The organism is Modestobacter sp. KNN46-3 (genome assembly GCF_011039295.1).
The window spans coordinates 1-15,290 of the sequence record NZ_JAAKGN010000123.1 but is presented as its reverse complement, the minus strand read 5'-3'; the positions used below and the strand labels follow the sequence as shown (position 1 = coordinate 15,290).

17 protein-coding genes are annotated in these 15,290 nt (G+C 74.0%); 8 read left to right on the top strand and 9 right to left on the bottom strand.

All coding sequences use genetic code 11. The features are described from left to right. Positions 1 to 90: 90 nt before the first annotated feature. Positions 91 to 1,653: a cytochrome ubiquinol oxidase subunit I gene (locus tag G5C62_RS20205; protein ID WP_164702414.1), complete on the bottom strand. Its 1,563-nt coding sequence runs from the start codon at positions 1,651 to 1,653 to the stop codon at positions 91 to 93. Positions 1,654 to 1,791: 138 nt separating this feature from the next. On the opposite strand from G5C62_RS20205, the gene G5C62_RS20200 reads away from it, so the two are divergent. From G5C62_RS20200 to G5C62_RS20190, 3 genes are all read left to right on the top strand, one after another. Then, positions 1,792 to 2,175 (top strand): BlaI/MecI/CopY family transcriptional regulator, encoded by a 384-nt coding sequence (locus tag G5C62_RS20200; protein WP_164702413.1) that lies wholly within the window; start codon positions 1,792 to 1,794, stop codon positions 2,173 to 2,175. A 2-nt stretch (positions 2,176 to 2,177) separates the two neighbouring features. Beyond that, positions 2,178 to 3,128 (top strand): M56 family metallopeptidase, encoded by a 951-nt coding sequence (locus tag G5C62_RS20195; RefSeq protein WP_164702412.1) that lies wholly within the window; start codon positions 2,178 to 2,180, stop codon positions 3,126 to 3,128. 63 nt (positions 3,129 to 3,191) lie between these two features. Then, complete coding sequence (locus G5C62_RS20190) at positions 3,192 to 4,130, top strand: zinc-binding dehydrogenase (RefSeq protein WP_164702411.1); 939 nt, start codon at positions 3,192 to 3,194, stop codon at positions 4,128 to 4,130. 111 nt (positions 4,131 to 4,241) lie between these two features. Here G5C62_RS20190 and G5C62_RS20185 read toward each other — a convergent pair whose 3' ends face one another. The 6 genes from G5C62_RS20185 to G5C62_RS20160 all read right to left on the bottom strand — a co-directional run bounded on the left by G5C62_RS20185 (position 4,242) and on the right by G5C62_RS20160 (position 9,056). After that, on the bottom strand, positions 4,242 to 4,754 hold the full coding sequence (locus G5C62_RS20185; RefSeq protein ID WP_036337045.1) for a hypothetical protein: 513 nt from the start codon (positions 4,752 to 4,754) through the stop codon (positions 4,242 to 4,244). 75 nt (positions 4,755 to 4,829) lie between these two features. Continuing rightward, a complete protein-coding gene (locus G5C62_RS20180; protein ID WP_164702410.1) occupies positions 4,830 to 5,213 on the bottom strand; it encodes a helix-turn-helix domain-containing protein in 384 nt (127 codons plus the stop codon). Positions 5,214 to 5,306: 93 nt separating this feature from the next. Beyond that, positions 5,307 to 5,792 carry an Hsp20/alpha crystallin family protein gene (locus G5C62_RS20175; protein WP_241176019.1) on the bottom strand — a complete coding sequence of 162 codons (486 nt, stop codon included), beginning with the start codon at positions 5,790 to 5,792 and terminating at the stop codon, positions 5,307 to 5,309. A 157-nt stretch (positions 5,793 to 5,949) separates the two neighbouring features. Next, the gene (locus G5C62_RS20170) at positions 5,950 to 7,344 is read right to left on the bottom strand and encodes a glutamine synthetase family protein (RefSeq protein WP_164702409.1); all 1,395 of its coding nucleotides are present in this window, start codon (positions 7,342 to 7,344) and stop codon (positions 5,950 to 5,952) included. Between the two features lie 44 nt (positions 7,345 to 7,388). Beyond that, positions 7,389 to 8,366, bottom strand: coding sequence for a YihY/virulence factor BrkB family protein (locus G5C62_RS20165; RefSeq protein WP_241176018.1), 978 nt, complete (start codon positions 8,364 to 8,366; stop codon positions 7,389 to 7,391). 84 nt (positions 8,367 to 8,450) lie between these two features. After that, positions 8,451 to 9,056, bottom strand: coding sequence for a TetR/AcrR family transcriptional regulator (locus G5C62_RS20160; protein WP_164702407.1), 606 nt, complete (start codon positions 9,054 to 9,056; stop codon positions 8,451 to 8,453). Positions 9,057 to 9,080: 24 nt separating this feature from the next. Between G5C62_RS20160 and G5C62_RS20155 the strand changes: the two genes are divergently transcribed. Further along, positions 9,081 to 10,256 (top strand): MFS transporter, encoded by a 1,176-nt coding sequence (locus G5C62_RS20155; RefSeq protein WP_241176017.1) that lies wholly within the window; start codon positions 9,081 to 9,083, stop codon positions 10,254 to 10,256. Here G5C62_RS20155 and G5C62_RS20150 read toward each other — a convergent pair. Next, entirely contained in the window at positions 10,219 to 11,106 is an 888-nt protein-coding gene (locus G5C62_RS20150) for an oxidoreductase (RefSeq protein WP_164702405.1), read from the bottom strand. The genes G5C62_RS20155 and G5C62_RS20150 overlap by 38 nt on opposite strands. A 71-nt stretch (positions 11,107 to 11,177) precedes the next feature. Between G5C62_RS20150 and G5C62_RS20145 the strand changes: the two genes are divergently transcribed. From G5C62_RS20145 to G5C62_RS20130, 4 genes are all read left to right on the top strand, one after another. Beyond that, positions 11,178 to 12,299 (top strand): amidohydrolase family protein, encoded by a 1,122-nt coding sequence (locus G5C62_RS20145; protein WP_164702404.1) that lies wholly within the window; start codon positions 11,178 to 11,180, stop codon positions 12,297 to 12,299. A 100-nt stretch (positions 12,300 to 12,399) separates the two neighbouring features. Then, complete coding sequence (locus tag G5C62_RS20140; RefSeq protein ID WP_164702403.1) at positions 12,400 to 13,683, top strand: YibE/F family protein; 1,284 nt, start codon at positions 12,400 to 12,402, stop codon at positions 13,681 to 13,683. Next, complete coding sequence (locus G5C62_RS20135) at positions 13,680 to 14,303, top strand: class I SAM-dependent methyltransferase (RefSeq protein ID WP_164702402.1); 624 nt, start codon at positions 13,680 to 13,682, stop codon at positions 14,301 to 14,303. The genes G5C62_RS20140 and G5C62_RS20135 overlap by 4 nt, the downstream gene beginning before the upstream one ends. Positions 14,304 to 14,347: 44 nt before the next feature. Next, entirely contained in the window at positions 14,348 to 14,680 is a 333-nt protein-coding gene (locus tag G5C62_RS20130; RefSeq protein WP_164702401.1) for a TraR/DksA C4-type zinc finger protein, read from the top strand. Between the two features lie 12 nt (positions 14,681 to 14,692). Here G5C62_RS20130 and G5C62_RS20125 read toward each other — a convergent pair. Then, positions 14,693 to 15,290, bottom strand: a 598-nt coding sequence (locus tag G5C62_RS20125) for a M1 family metallopeptidase (RefSeq protein ID WP_164702400.1), incomplete at its 5' end; no start/stop codon positions are given.

Below are 15,290 nucleotides of genomic sequence, written 5' to 3'. Positions count from 1 at the left end.
AGGAGCAGGAAGCCGGTCCAGAGCACGGCGACTGCGGCGAACCAGAGTGTCTGCAGGTCCATGGAAGTGTCTCTCTCGGTCTCAGGCCGGTCAGTAGGCGAAGGAGAGGACGTCGTCGTCGGCCCGGCGGGTGCTGGCGCTGCCCGGGGTGACGTCGGCGTCGGGGTCGGCCTCGGGGGTGTGGCCCGGGGTCGGGGCGCCGTCGCTGGTGGTGACGCCGCGGCGGACGAAGTTCACGATCAGCCAGAGCTCGACCACGGCCAGGGCGCCGTAGACCAGCGTCAGGGCGATCAGGGAGGTCCAGACCTCGGCCGCGCTGACGCCGGGGGAGACGGCCTGCGCGGTGAAGAAGTAGACCTGGTCCTCGCGCGGCACGTCGGGGTTCGGGTAGACGACGAAGGGCTGGCGGCCCATCTCGGTGAAGATCCAGCCGGCGGCGTTGGCGACGAAGGGTGCGCCGACCGCGAGCAGCGAGCCGTAGACGCCGATCTTCGACGTCGGCACCCGGCCCCGGCGGGTCGCCCACAGGGCGTAGGCCGCCACCCCGGCCGAGACCATGCCCATGCCGATCATCAGCCGGAAGTTCCAGTAGGTGACCGCCAGCAGCGGGGTGTAGTCGATCTCCTCGCCGGCCTTGTCGCCGAAGGACGGGTCGTCGGGGTAGGTCGCCCCGTAGGCCGCCGCGTACTCCTCCTGCAGCTGGTTGACCCCGGGCACCGCGGTGGTGAAGTCGCCGTGGGCCAGGTAGGAGAGCAGCGCCGGGACGGTCCAGGAGTGGACGTCGTCGCACTCGTTGCTGCCGAGCTTGCCGAAGGCGAAGACCGAGAACGGCGCCGGCGCCTCGGTCTCGCAGAGCGCCTCGGCCGAGGACATCTTGAGCGGCTGCTGCTGGTACATGAGCTTGGCCTGGTAGTCGCCGGTGATCGCGACGAGCACGAACGCTATGAGGGAGGCGAACCCGCCGATCCGCACCGAACGGCGCCACACGCTGTGGTCGACGTCCTCGGGGGAGAGACCGGCCAGCCGGCGCTTGCGCAGGTGCCACAGGCCGATGCCGACCAGCAGCGCGGCGGCCACCATCAGCGCGCCGACGATGGTGTGGCTGAACGCGGCCAGCGCGGTGTTGTTGGTCAGGACGGCGAGGAAGTCGACCTGCTCCGGCCGCCCCGTGGCGTCGTTGGTCACGACCCCGACCGGGTGCTGCATCCACGAGTTGGCCGCGATGATGAAGTACGCGCTGACGATCGAGCCGATCACCGCCGCCCAGAGCGCGGCGAGGTGCACCTTCTTGGGGATCCGGCCCCAGCCGAAGATCCACAGGCCCAGGAACGTCGACTCGAGGAAGAAGGCCAACAGGGCCTCGAGTGCGAGCAGCGACCCGAAGACGTCGCCCACGAACCGGCTGTACTCGCTCCAGGCCAGCCCGAACTGGAACTCCTGGACCAGCCCGGTGGCCACCCCGAGGACGAAGTTGATCAGGTAGATCCGGCCCCAGAACCGGGTCATCCGCAGCCACTCGGGCTTGTTCGTGCGCACCCACATCGTGTGCATGACCACGAGGAGGATGCCGAGCCCGATGGTCAGCGGGACCATCATGAAGTGGTAGACGGTGGTGATCCCGAACTGCCAGCGCGCTACGTCGAGGACGTCCACGGCTGCCGCCTCCCTGTCTCCTACGACCGGCGCGTAGTCTTCTACATGTCGTAGAACTCATTTCTACGCCTCGTAGAACTTCTCGTCCACGACCCGCAGAGACCATCGGTTGTGAGACACCGGACAGGGGAGGGACCAATGGCCTCACTCGGTGAGTTGGAGCGCACACTCATGGACCGGCTCTGGGCGGCCGCTGGTCCGGTCAGCGCCCCCGAGCTGCAGCAGGAACTGGCCGACCGCGGGCTCGCGCTGACCACGGTGCACACGGTGCTCGGCCGGCTGGAGCAGAAGGGTTTCGTCGTCCACGACGACCGGCGCCCCCGGCGTTTCGCCCCCCGGGCGACCCGCGAGGCGCACGCGGCCGAGCTCATGCACGAGGTGCTCGGCCAGGCGGGTGACCGGCAGGCGGCGCTCGCCCGGTTCGTCGGCAGCGTCGACGCCGAGGACGCCGCGATGCTCCGCGCGCTCCTCGCCGGCGGCGATGGTGGTGCGACCGGCGCGGACGACGCCACCGCCCGCTGAGCGTGCTCCCGGCGACCGCCCTGGCGCTCGGCGTCCTGGCTGCACTGCTGGCCTGGCCGGTGCCGGCCGCGCTGGCCCGGGCGCGTTGGCCCCGGCGCGACCCGCTCGCGGCACTGGTCTGCTGGCAGGCGATCGGCCTCGCCGGTGGCCTGGCGATCATCGGCGCGCTGCTGGTGCACGGGCTCGCGCCCTGGGGGCACTCGCTGCCCGAAGCGTGGTGGCACTGGGTGACCAGGCAGCCCAGCGCCGAGCCGGTGCGCGGTGACCACTGGGTCGCCCAGACCCTCGCCGCGGTGCTGGCGCTGGAGCTGCTGGGGGTGCTGGCGCTCTCCGGCGTCCGCACCGCGCGCACCCGGCGGCGGCACCGCGCGCTGCTGGAACTGCTCGTCCGGCCCGACAGCGTCTCGGCGGACCGGACGTCGGCGGAGGAGACGCTGCTGCTCGACCACCCCGCGCCGGTGGCGTTCTGCATCCCCGGGGCGCGCCCGTTGCTGGTGCTCTCCTCCGGGATGGTGGCCGAGCTGGACGGCGCCCAGCTGGACGCCGTCGTCGCCCACGAACGGGCGCACCTGCGCGAGCACCACCACCTGCTGCTGCTGCCCTTCGTCGCCTGGCGGGCGGCGCTGCCGGTGCTGCCGGCGGCCGGACGGGCGCACGACGGGGTGCGCGACCTGGTCGAGATGCGCGCCGACGACGTCGCCCTGCGGTCGCTCTCCGGGCCGGACCCGCGGCGGACTCTCGCCGTCGCGATCGTGGCCGCCGCCGGTGGGGCCGGGGGTCAGGTGCCGGAGGGGGCGCTCGCGGTCACCGGGGGACCGGTCGCGGTCCGGGTCCGCCGGCTGCTCGCTCCACCGGACCCGCTGCCCGGCCGGGCCCGCTGGGCCGCACTCACCAGCGCGGTCGCGCTGCTCCTCGTGCCCACCCTGCTGTTGCTGCTCCCCGCTCTGCTCTGAGCCCTCCCCGCTCTGCTCTGAGCCGGAGCGCGCGGCGGCCTCCGCTCGCCTAGCGTCAGCCCGATGGACGCAGCAGTGCTCACCGAGCCCGGCACCCCCGCCTTCGCCTCCTTCGACGAGCCCGCCGCCGGCCCCGGGCAGGTGGTGGTGGACGTCCGGGTCGCCGGGGTCAACCCGGTCGACGTCGCCATCGCCGCCGGCGCCTTCGTCACCAAGCCGCCGTTCCCGTCGGTCGCCGGGCGGGAGGGCGTCGGTACGGTCGAGGGTCGGCGGGTGTACTTCAACGGCTGCGTCGCGCCGTTCGGCTCGATGGCGCAGCGCACGCTGGTGCCGGCCGACTCGCTGTTCGACGTGCCCGAGGGGCTCGACGACGGGCTCGCGGTCGCTCTCGGCATCGCCGGGCTGGCGGCCTGGCTGCCACTGCAGTGGCGGGCCCGGCTGCAGCCCGGGGAGACGGTGCTCGTGCTGGGGGCCAGCGGGGTGCTCGGCACGATCGCCGTCCAGGCGGCGAAGGTGCTCGGTGCCGGCCGGGTGGTCGCGGCTGCCCGGGACGCCGAGTCGCTCCGGCGGCTGACCGACCTGGGTGCGGACGCCACCGTCGAGCTCACCGGCGACGAGTCCACCGCCGCGCTCGGCGAGCGGATCCGGGACGCGGCCGGCGGTGGGGTCGACGTGACCATCGACCCGGTGTGGGGTCAGCCGGCCATGGCGGCCATGGCGGCTGCCCGGAGGGGGATGCGGCACGTGCAGATCGGCCACTCGGCGGCGCCGGCGGCGGAGGTGGTCGCGGGGGGCTTCCGGGAGGCGATGGTCGACCTGCTCGGCTACACGACCCGGCACGTGCCGCAGGACGTCGTCGCCCGGGGCTGGGCCGAGCTCACCGGGCACGCCGCTGACGGACGGATCGCCGTGGAGGTCGAGCGGGCACCGCTGGCCGACGTGGCCGCGGTCTGGCAGCGGCAGACCTCGTTCGCCCACCGCAAGCTGGTGCTCGAACTCTGACGCGGGTGGTGCCCGGAGACGCCGAACGGGCACCCGTTCGCAGGCAGTGTGCCTGGGAACGGGTGCCCGTCGGGGACCACGTGCGCGGCCGGTCGGGCCGCACGGGGTGGGTCAGCGAGCGGAGCGCGCCCCGGTGGTGACGGCGTCGTCCCAGTCGTCGTCGCCCTCGGGCTCCTTGGCCAGCAGGCCGGCACCGATGGACCAGACGATGCCACCGAGCAGGCCGATCCAGGCACCGAGCTCGGTGGAGAGGTCACCGCCGCGCTCGAAGGCGCCCGGTGCGTCGATGATGTAGCTCAGCGACAGCAGGACGGCGGTGATGCCGACGGCCATGGCGGTCAGCGACAGGCCCCGGTGCTGGCGACCGCGGGCGCGGGAGGCGGCGTACTGCAGTCCGACGACCAGGCCGATGCCCAGGAACGCGACGAGCGGGATCGTGGTGTCGGTCTCGTAGCCGGACCCGGAGGTGCTCTGGTCGCCCTCGGTGGAAACCCAGTCCAGGAACGTGGCGATCAGGAAGACGACGACGCCGGCGGTGGCGACGTGCGCGCCCGTGGTGTTCGCCCGACGGGTCTGCTCGAGCGTGCGGCCATGGGCAGAGTTGTTCGAATCAGTTGTTGCCATGACGTTCCGTTACCCCGCACCCCATGATCGACACGGAACGTGACGAGTCTGACAGTCGGCTGTGTGCTCGATCGGTCAGCGTGCGCCAGTCGTCGGCGGCTGCGCAGTCGGTGCTCGTCCGCGGGCGGCGTCCCGCTCGACCCGGGCGGCGTCCCGTTCGTCGCGGGCGTGCGCGGCGTCGGCGACGGCCTCGGCCAGGTCGTCCTGCAGCTGCACGATGACCTGGGCCGAGCCGAGCAGGTGGCCGTCGTCCAGCAGCACCCGCACCCGGGCGGCCAGCCGGAGCTGGTGTCGGGAGTAGCGGCGGTGCCCGCCGGGGGAGCGGTGCGGGTGCAGCACGCCGGAGGAGTCCAGGCTGCGCAGGAAGGCCGCCTGGACGCCGAGCAGGTCGGCCGCCTGGCTCATGGTGAGCACCGGGTGGTCGGGGTCGTCCAGGGGCTGGGGCGGGTCGGTGCTCATACGTCCTCCGGAAGACGACGGAGGGGCGGGACCGCTGGGTCCCGCCCCTTCCGGGTTGCTGTCGATCAGCTGTCGACGTGGGCGGAGTGTCGATCAGCTCTCGACGGCGGGCTGTTCGCCCTCGATGGTGTGGCCCTGCACCGCGGCCGGGGTGTCCGCCCGGGTCACGGTGATCTTGCGGGCCTTGGCCCGCTCGGCGACCGGGATGCTCACCGTCAGCACGCCGTCGTGGTAGCTCGCCTCGAGCCGATCGGTGTCCAGGCTGCGGCCGAGCACCAGCTGCCGGGTGTAGCTGCCGAACGGACGCTCGGCCACCTGCCACTGGGCGCCCTCGATCTGCGGCACCGAGCGCTCGGCGCTGATCGTCAGGGTGGTGCCCTCGACCGACAGGTCGATCGAGCCGGGGTCCACGCCGGGCAGGTCGAAGTGGGCGACGAAGTTGTCGCCCACCCGGTAGGCGTCCATCGGCATGCCGGCCAGCGGGCGGGCGGTGGTCGTGCCGGATCGGCCGGTCAGCTGGTCCAGTGCGCGGACGGCGGCGGACGTCGCGGCGAAGGGGTCGTAGGAAGTCAGCATCATGGCTGCGTACCTCCGGATGTCGTGCAGATCCGATGTTCTGATGTCGTGGCCGCTGGGTGGACTTCCAGCGACGACTGGAGATTACCTCCGTCGCGCACGAAAGTAAACTCCGCCAGGGCAGAAATCTTATAGTGGGCGATGCAGGATCGTCCCCGGCTCAGTACCGCCAGCGGACCGCTGCCGTGAGCTCCTCCGGTGACGTCCCCTCGAAGAGCGCCATCTCGCCCCGCCGGACCTCGGCGATCGTGGTCGCCAGCTCCGGTCCGAAGGCGGTGCGGAGCACGTCGTCCCGCTCGAAGGCGGTCACCGCCTCCTCCAGCGAGGTCGGCAGCGCGACGATCCCGGCGTCCCGGCGTCCCTCCTCGGTCAGCGTGCCGGGGTCGATGGCGACCGGGTCGGGGAGGACGGAGCCGGCCCGCAGCCCCGCCTGGCCGGCGGCGAGCAGCCCGGCCAGCAGCAGGTACGGGTTGGCCGCGCCGTCGACGCACTTGACCTCGACGTTGGCCGCGGCCTGTCGGTTGCCGCTCGGCCCGGTGACGAAGCGGACGGCGGCCTCGCGGTTCTCCAGACCCCACACGGCGTAGGCGCCGGCCCAGTGCGAGGGGACCAAGCGCAGGTAGGAGGCGACGCTCGGGCAGCCGACGGCGAGCAGCGCGGGCAGGTGGCCGAGCAGTCCGGCGGTGAACCCCTCGCCGTCCTCGGTCAACCCGAAGGTCCCGGGCCCGCCGTTCATCAGGTTCTCCGTCCCGCGCCACAGCGACAGGTGCACGTGGCCGCCGTTGCCCACCCCGTCGGCGGTCACCTTGGGGGAGAAGGAGGCGCGCAGCCCGTGCGCGATGCTGACCGCCTGGATGGTGGTGCGCACCAGGAGCGAGGTGTCGGCGGCGGCGACCGGGTCCTGCGCGCCCACCGACACCTCCAGCTGGCCGGCGGCGTACTCCGGGTGGAACTGGTCGACCGCGACCCCTTGGGCGTCCAGTGCCTCCAGCAGGTCCCGCGCGTAGTCGGAGACCTCGATGTGCCGGGTCATCCCGTAGGCCGGCCCGGCGAGCGCCGGCCGGAAGGTGCGGGGGTCCGAACCCCGGGGCCCCGCACCTTCGCCCAACGCCCACTCGACCTCGATGGCGGCCTTCACGCTCAGCCCCTCCTCGGCGAGCTCATCGACCAGTCGGCGCAGCAGCGAGCGCGAGCACTGCGCGTGCGGTGCGCCGTCCTGCGTGTACCGGTCGACCGGCGCCCACGCCCAGCCGTCCTGGCCGGCCAGCACCCGGAGTCCGGACAGGTCGGGGTGCAGCCGCAGGTCGCCGATCGCACTGCCGGCGTGGGTGCCCGCGACGATGGAGTCGTCGACCAGGAAGCCGTCGAAGACCGGGCTCATGCCCGCGCCCCACTGGGCGGCGCTGGGCAGCCTGCCCAGCGGCACGGACTTCATCCGGGTGATGCCGCTGGTGTCGACCCAGGGCAGCACGACGCCGACCACCCCCGCACTCGCCAGGTCGTCCAGCACCGCCTCGGCCGCGGCCCGTCGCTCGTCCCGCTCGTGCAGTTCCATGTGCCCTCCGGCGTCGGTCGGGTCGCGTTCGGTCCGTGCGGTGTTCAGTCCGTGCTGCGGTCGGGTGGGTCGAAGGAGACGTGCACCGTCTCGAATCCCTTGGTCCGCTGGGCCTTGGCCATGCCGGTGTAGCTGCGCCGGTCGCCGGGGGTGAGGTCGACGTCGTCGGTGAACGGGGTGAGCAGCGCCCGCGGCCACAGCCGGTTGACCCGCACCGCGTTGATCTCCACGCACAGCACGCCGACCACCGCGGCCAGGTACAGGAACGCCAGCAGGCCGAGCACCAGGGCGAAGACGCCGTTGGTGGCGCTCGCCGTGGTCATGACCCGGCTGACGTAGGTGACGCCGAAGGTCTGCAGCAACTGCCACAGCACCGCGGCGATGAGCGCCCCCGGGAGCACCTGGCGGGTCGTCAGGGGCCGGGCGGTGGCCAGCCGGAAGGCGAAGACGAAGACGGCGGCGTTGATCGCCACCGACCCGATGACGGTGAGGACCCGGGACGCCCCGCCCAGCGAGCCGGCGTGGCCGGCGGTGAAGGTGGCCAGCGCCGTCGTCCCGATGACGGCGAGCCCGGCGGTGGCGACCAGCAGCAGGCTGAGGCCGCGGGCCAGGAACGGGTTCGGCCGGCTGTTGCGCGGCACCGCCCAGGCCGTGTTCATCGCGTACTGGATCGCCTGGGCGACGCCGAGGGCGCCATACAGCGAGCCCAGGATGCCGACGACCACGCCGAGCACGCCGCCGCTGAGGCCCCGCGGCTCACCGATCTGCTGGCCGACCACGGGGAGCTGGCTCACCGCCGACTCGAGCAGCCGCTGCTGCAGCTCCGGGTCGTTCACCAGGACGTTGCTCAGGATGGTCGAGAACAGCAGCAGCAGGGGGAACAGCGAGACGAAGGCGTAGTAGGTGATCAGCGCGGCGAGGTAGGGGCCGGAGTCGTCGACGTACTTGTAGACGACGGCGATGGGGAACCCAGCCGCGCGGCGCCGGCGCTGCAGCCGGTCGAGCTTCTCGACAACGGACACCGCGGCAGTGCACCACGGCATCCCGGTTGCGCACCACGCGAAGTCGGCCGTGCCTGCACCCGGGCCACGAGGTGGCGGCGTGGCTCAGGCAGTCGGGGTGTGCCCGCGCATCGCGAGCCAGGCGGCGGCGAGCTCGCGGGCTCGCTGGACCGGGTCTCCCGCGTGGAGCTCCGGGGTGGTCCACTCCCGCGCCGAGCGGGCCAGGGCGCCGTCGTAGCAGAGCAGCAGGGTGGCGGCGGCCTCGTCCGGGTCGACCAGACCGGCGGCGACGGCCAACTCCCGCAGTCGGTCGGTCAGCAGCCGGGAGTCCGCCTGCAGCCACGCCTGGCCCGGGTGGTCGGCCGGTAGTTCGGTGGCCGCGGCGAGGAAACCGCACCCGCGCCTGCTGCCCTCGCGTTCGCGGTACCGGGTCACGGCGTCGAAGAGCGACAGGAGCCGGTCGACCGGGTCGGTGCGCTCGGCGAGCACCTCGTCCCAGGTCCGGCGCCACACCTCGTACCGCTGCTCCAGGTAGGCCGCCACCAGCCCGTCCTTCCCGGCGAAGTGCGCGTACATCGTCGCCGGGGCGACCCCTGCGCGGGCGAGCACCGCGTCGACCCCGGTCGCGGCGATGCCGGACTCGTAGAAGAGCTCGCCGGCGGCGGTGAGCAGCCGCTCGCGAGCCGGCTGGGTCGCGGAGCGTGGGGTCATGGGCCTACTGTAACGCTCGTTATGATGAAACGGTCGTTACAGTCGCCGTCGGGGTACCGGTCGGCCGCCCTGGTCGTGCCCGGGCTGGCGGTCATCGCCGTCACCTACGGGCTGGCCCGCTACGGCTTCGGCCTCTACCTGCCGCAGTTCCGTGCCGCCTTCGGGTTGTCCCCGGGCACCGCGGGGGCCATCGCGGCGGCCAGCTATCTGGCGTACTGCCTCGCCGCCCACGCCAGCCAGCGACTGGCCGGGCGCGCCCGGGCACGACAGGCACTGTGGCTGGCCGGCGGTACCGCTGCCCTGGGCTCGCTGATGGTGGCTGCCGCCTGGTCGGTCCCGGCCCTGGCGGTCGGGGCGCTCGTCGCGGGCAGCGGAGCCGGGGCGGCCAGCCCGGCACTGGTCGCGGCCGTGGCCTCGACCCTGCGGCCGGAGGTGCAGCCGCGGGCCCAGGCGCTGGTCAACAGCGGCACGGGAGCCGGCGTCGTCGTCGGCGGGCTGCTGGTGCTCGCCGTGCCGGACGCGTGGCGGGCGGCGTGGGCCGGGTTCGCCCTGGTGGCCGTGCTGGTCACCGCGTGGGCCGACCGGAACAGCCGCTGGCCCACCGTCCCGGAGGCCCGCCCCGAGGCGCCGCTGCGCGACCTCGTCCGGCCGCTGGTCGCCGCCGGACTGGCGGGGGCGGGCTGCGCCGCCGTGTGGACCTTCGGGCGGGACCTGATGACCGTCGCCGGCGGGCTGTCCGCCGGCACCACCGGGCTGCTCTGGTGCGTGCTCGGCGGTGCCGGCCTGATCGGTGGGCTCAGCGGCGACCTGGTGCTGCGGGTCGGGCTGCGCCGGGCCTGGGCGTGCTCGGCCGGGACCGCGGCGGCCGCCACCCTGGCGCTCGCCGTCCTGCCCGGTTCGCCCGCCGTCGTGGCGCTCGCGCTGGCCGGCTTCGGTGCCGCCTTCGTGGCGCTCAGCGGCGTGCTCATCGTCTGGGGTGGCCACCGGCTCCCCGCGGCAGCGCCACAGGCCGCGGCGGTGCTGTTCATCGGCCTCACCGTGGGCCAGGCGGCCGGTGCCCTGGTCCTCGGCGCGGTCGCGGACGCGACGAGCACCCGGACGGCGTTCGTGGTGGCCGCGGCCCTGGTCCTCGCGGCGGCGCCGGCCGCGGAACCGGCGGTGCTCAGGCCGGCGGCTGGGCCGGGGAGTCGACGCCGGTGAGCTCGACGGACGCAGCCCACAGCCGGCCGGCCATCACCGGGTCCGAGGCGGCGGGGCTCCGGCCGGCCAGCGTCGGCGCACCGCGCATGGTGGTGCCGTCCGGCCCGGCGAAGCTCCCACCCGGCAGGTCGGCGACGGCGGCGAAGAGGGTGGGCAGCGCGCCCTGCTGGGCACTGGTGGCCAGCGCGCGGTTGGCCACCGCCATCGCGGCGTCCTTCACCCGGTTGCCCGTGCGGCCCTGCAGGTTGGTGGCTGCCCAGCCAGGGTGTGCCGCGAGGGCGCGCACCGTCGAGCCCGCCGCGGCCAGCCGGCGCTGCAGCTCCAGGGTGAACAGCAGGTTCGCCAGCTTGGACTGCCCGTAGGCGCCGGTGGCCGAGTACGTCCGGCGCTCCCAGTTGAGGTCGTCGAGCACGATCTCCCCGGACCGGTGCAGCATCGAGGAGACCGTGACCACCCGGTCGGTCACGTGCGGCAGCAGCAGGTCGGTCAGCGCGAAGTGACCGAGGTGGTTGGTCCCGAACTGCAGCTCGAAGCCGTCGGCGGTGCGCCCGGCCGGCACGTGCATGATCCCGGCGTTGTTGACCAGGACGTCGAGGTCGCCGGTCCACCCCGCGGCGAACTCGCGCACCGAGGCGAGGTCGGCCAGGTCGAGCCGGCGCACCTCCACCTCACCCGGCAGGTTGGCCGCAGCCTGGGTGCCGCGGGCGGTGTCCCGCACGGCCAGCACCACGCGGGCACCGGCCACGGCCAGGGCGCGCGCGGTCTCCAGCCCCAGCCCGCTGTTCGCGCCGGTCACCACGACGGTGCGGCCGGACTGCGCGGGGATGTCGGCGGTGCTCCAGGAGGCCATCCACCGACTGTAGGCAGGGCCCCGGCTCCAGGCTGGCGGCGCCGAGCCGGCCCGCGAGCCAGACTGGCCCGGTGAGCGACCTGGACCCCGACCTGGCCGGCCTGCCGCTGGTCGACCACCACTGCCACGGCCTGGTCCGCCGGGACCTGACCCGGGCCGGGTTCGAGTCGATGCTGACCGAGGCGGCCGGGCCGAGCGCGCTCGGTGGCTCGCTCTTCGACTCGCAGGTCGGTCTCGCCGTCCGCCGGTGGTGCCCACCGGTGCTCGACCTGCCCGCGCACGCCCCGGCCGAGGAGTACCTCGACCGCCGGGCCGAACTCGGCGCCGACGAGGTGAACCGCCGGATGCTCGCGGCGACCGGCACCGGCACCTTCCTGGTGGACACCGGGTACCTGCCCGAGCCGATCACCTCCCCGGCCGAGCTGGCCGCCCTGGCCGGCGGGCGGGCACGGGAGATCGTGCGGCTGGAGGCGCTCGCCGAGGAGGTGCTCGCCCAGGGCGCAGCCGGGGACTTCCCCGAGCGGTTCCGCACCCGGCTGGCCGCCCGCACCGCCGGGGCCGCCGGGGTGAAGTCGATCGCCGCCTACCGGGTCGGGCTGGCCCTGGAGGGCACCCGCCCGGACGACACCGAGGTGGCGCGGGCCGCCGACCGGCTGCTGGCCGGGGGCGGCCCCATCCGGGTCGCCGACCCGGTGCTGCACCGGTTCCTGGTCTGGTCCGGCATCGAGCTGGGGATGCCGGTGCAGTTCCACGTCGGCTACGGCGACGCCGACGTCGACCTGCACCGCTGCGACCCGCTGCTGCTGACCGACCTGCTGCGGGCCACCGAGCCCGCCGGGGTGCCGGTGATGCTGCTGCACAACTACCCGTTCCACCGGCACGCCGGCTTCCTCGCCCAGGCGTTCGGCCACGTCTTCGTCGACGTCGGCCTGGCCAGCCACAACGTCGGGCAGCGGTCGGGGGCGGTGCTGCGCGAGCTGCTCGAGCTGGCGCCGTTCGGCAAGGTGCTGTTCTCCTCCGACGCCTTCGGGCTGGCCGAGCTCTACCTGCTGGGCACGCTGCTGTTCCGCCGTGGGCTGGGCCGGTACCTGGCCGAGGGGGTCGTCGAGGACGCCTGGACGACGGCCGACGCCGTCCGGATCGCCGGTCTCATCGGCGCCGGCAACGCCGAGCGCGCCTACCGGCTCGGCTGATCTGCGGCGCCGCGGGGGACGCCCGGGAGGCGAGGGGCGGGTGCGACGCCGTCCGCCCGTCCGGCCGGGGATCGGCCGACCGGCCACCTAGCCTGTCTGGGTGTCGGCCCACTCCCACGTCCACGGACCCGAGGGCGAGGTCCGCCCACCCGACCCGGCCGCGGTCGCACGTCGCCGCACCGCCGTCCGGCTGATGCTGCTCGTGCTGGTGCCGGTGGGCATCGCCACGCTGGTCGGTCTGCTGGTGCTGTGGCCCAGCGGCGAGCAGACCGCGGCGCAGCGGGCGGCGGAGTCGTTCCAGCCGCCGGGCACGACGTACCCGGAGGCGACCATCGCCTCGCTGGAGACCTACGAGTGCGCCGCGGCGACCGGCAACGCGCCCGCGCAGGTCTGCGCCCGGGCGGTCCTGGTCGTCGCCGAGGGCGAGAGCTCCGGTGACTACGTGCAGGTCGAGCTGTCGTCGGAGGTGGTGGCCGAGGGCATCGAGGTGGGCGACGAGCTGGTGCTCAACCGCGATCCGGGGATCGACAGCGGGCAGGTCACGTACCAGTTCCAGGACTTCCCGCGCAGCACCCCGATCATCACCCTGGCGCTGGCGTTCACCCTGGTGGTCGGGGCGGTGGCCCGGCTGCGCGGTCTGCTCGCCCTGCTCGGCCTGGTGTTCGCGTTCTTCATCCTGCTGCAGTTCATGCTGCCCGGTCTGCTGGCCGGGTCCTCACCGATCTGGGTCAGCCTGGTCGGCTCCTCGGCGATCATGTACGTCGTCCTGTACCTGGCGCACGGCTTCAACGCCCGGACGACGACGGCGCTGCTGGGCACCCTGTTCGGGCTCGCGCTCAGCGCGGTGCTCGGGACGATCGCCGTCGCCGCCGCGCACCTCACCGGGCTGGCCAACGAGGAGGCCGTACAGCTGCTCCAGTTCGACCCGACCCTGGACTTCTCCGGCCTCGTGCTGGCCGCCCTCGTCGTGGCCGGGCTGGGCATCCTCAACGACGTCACGATCACCCAGGCCTCCGCCGTCTGGCAGCTGCACGAGGTCTCACCGGAGATGGGCTGGGTGCAGCTGTTCCAGCGCGGCATGGCGATCGGCCGCGACCACATCGCCTCGACGATCTACACGATCGTCTTCGCCTATGCCGGCGCCGCGCTGCCGCTGCTGCTGCTGTTCGACATCTACGAGCGCCCGTTCTGGACGACGCTGACCGGCTCGGTGGTGGGCGAGGAGGTCGTCCGTACGCTCGTCGGCGGGATCGCGCTCGTGCTCGCCGTCCCGGTGACCACGCTGATCGGCGCGCTTGTGGCGGCCGCGGCGACGTCGGCGACGTCGGCGACCCCCGCGACCGCCGAGCTGCCGGCCGACCGCACCGGAGGAGCTGCCCGATGACCACCGACCTGCTGGCCGCTGCGGCCGCCGCACCCGGGTTCATGCCACCGGACGAGGGCCGGGCGCTCTACGCCGCGGCACGGGCGGTGCAGGTGCCCGGGCCGCTGCTGGAGGTCGGCAGCTGGCTGGGCAAGTCGGCGCTGTACCTGGCCGCCGCCGCCCGGGAGACCGGCCGGCAGGTGGTCACCGTCGACCACCACCGCGGCTCGGAGGAGCACCAGCCCGGCTGGGAGTACCACGACCCGTCGCTGGTCGACCCGCTGGTCGGGCGGATCGACACCCTCCCCGGCTTCCGGCGCACCATCGCCGCCGCCGGCGCGGAGGACGTCGTGGTCGCCGTCGTCGCCCGGTCGGAGGTGCTGGCGCCGCTGTGGTCGACACCGCTGGCGCTGCTGTTCCTGGACGGCAGCCACACCGAGGAGTCCGCGCGCCGTGACCAGGACGCCTGGGTGGCGAAGCTCGCCGTCGGCGGCACGCTGGCGATCCACGACGTCTTCCCGGACCCGGCCGACGGCGGGCAGGCGCCGTTCGGGGTCTACCAGCGGGTGCTGGGGTCGGGGGAGTTCACCGAGCTGCCCGGCACCGGTTCGCTGCGGCTGCTGCGGCGCACGTCGTCCTGACCGGGCCACGTCCTGACGGGGCCGAGGTGCGCGACGATGGCGCCGTGACGGTGACCGACGAGCTGGTCCGCGCCCGGGCCGAGGCGCTGGCCCAGATCGACGCGCTGACCCGGGAGTTCGACGAGGTCGTGGCCGCGTCCCGGTCGTCCAACGCCGACGACGAGCACGACCCGGAGGGCGCGACGATCGCCTTCGAGCGCCAGCAGGTCGTGGCGCTGCTGGACCAGGCCCGCCGTCGGCTGGCCGACGTCGACGACGCCCTGGCCCGCGCGGAGACCGGGGACTACGGCCGGTGCGCCGACTGCGGGCAGCCGATCGCCCCGGAGCGGCTGGCTGCCCGCCCCCAGGCCCGCACCTGCATCGCCTGCGCCCGCTGACCCGGGGCCCGGTCAGGGGAGCGCGCCGACCCGCTCCAGCTCGGTGAGCACCTCCGGCAGCTCCGCGAAGGCCTCCTGGACGTCGTCCGGGGTGGCGATCGACCAGGCGTTCGCGCGCAGGTACTCCTGCAGCGCCGCGTCGAACGCCTCGGCGCCCACCCGGGTCCGGGCGTCCGCCAGGGTCGTCCCGCCGACGATGTAGACGGTGTCGTAGTAGGCGGAGCTGGGCCGCCGGAACTGCTCCCAGTACTGGATCGGCTCGCCCACGCCGTGCCGGCGGGACCCCGGCAGGTCGGCCATGCTGGCCGAGCCCTCCCCGTGGACGACCATCTGCGCGAAGGTCGCGAACGACTCGTCGAGCCAGGGGTGCACGGCCTGGTTGTTGCCGACCAGGCCGTAGAACCACATGTGCGCGAGTTCGTGGGTCACCAGCGCCCGGCGGAAGTCCGGGTCGACGTCGCCGAACTGGATCGCCCCGGGGAACTCGATGCCGCTGGTCTGGCTGGACAGCACCGAGACCCAGAGGTCGTCGTAGGGGAAGGGGCCGAGCAGCGCGACGAGGGCGCCCATCGACTCCTCGAGCCGGGCCAGCCACTCAGCCGCGGTCGCC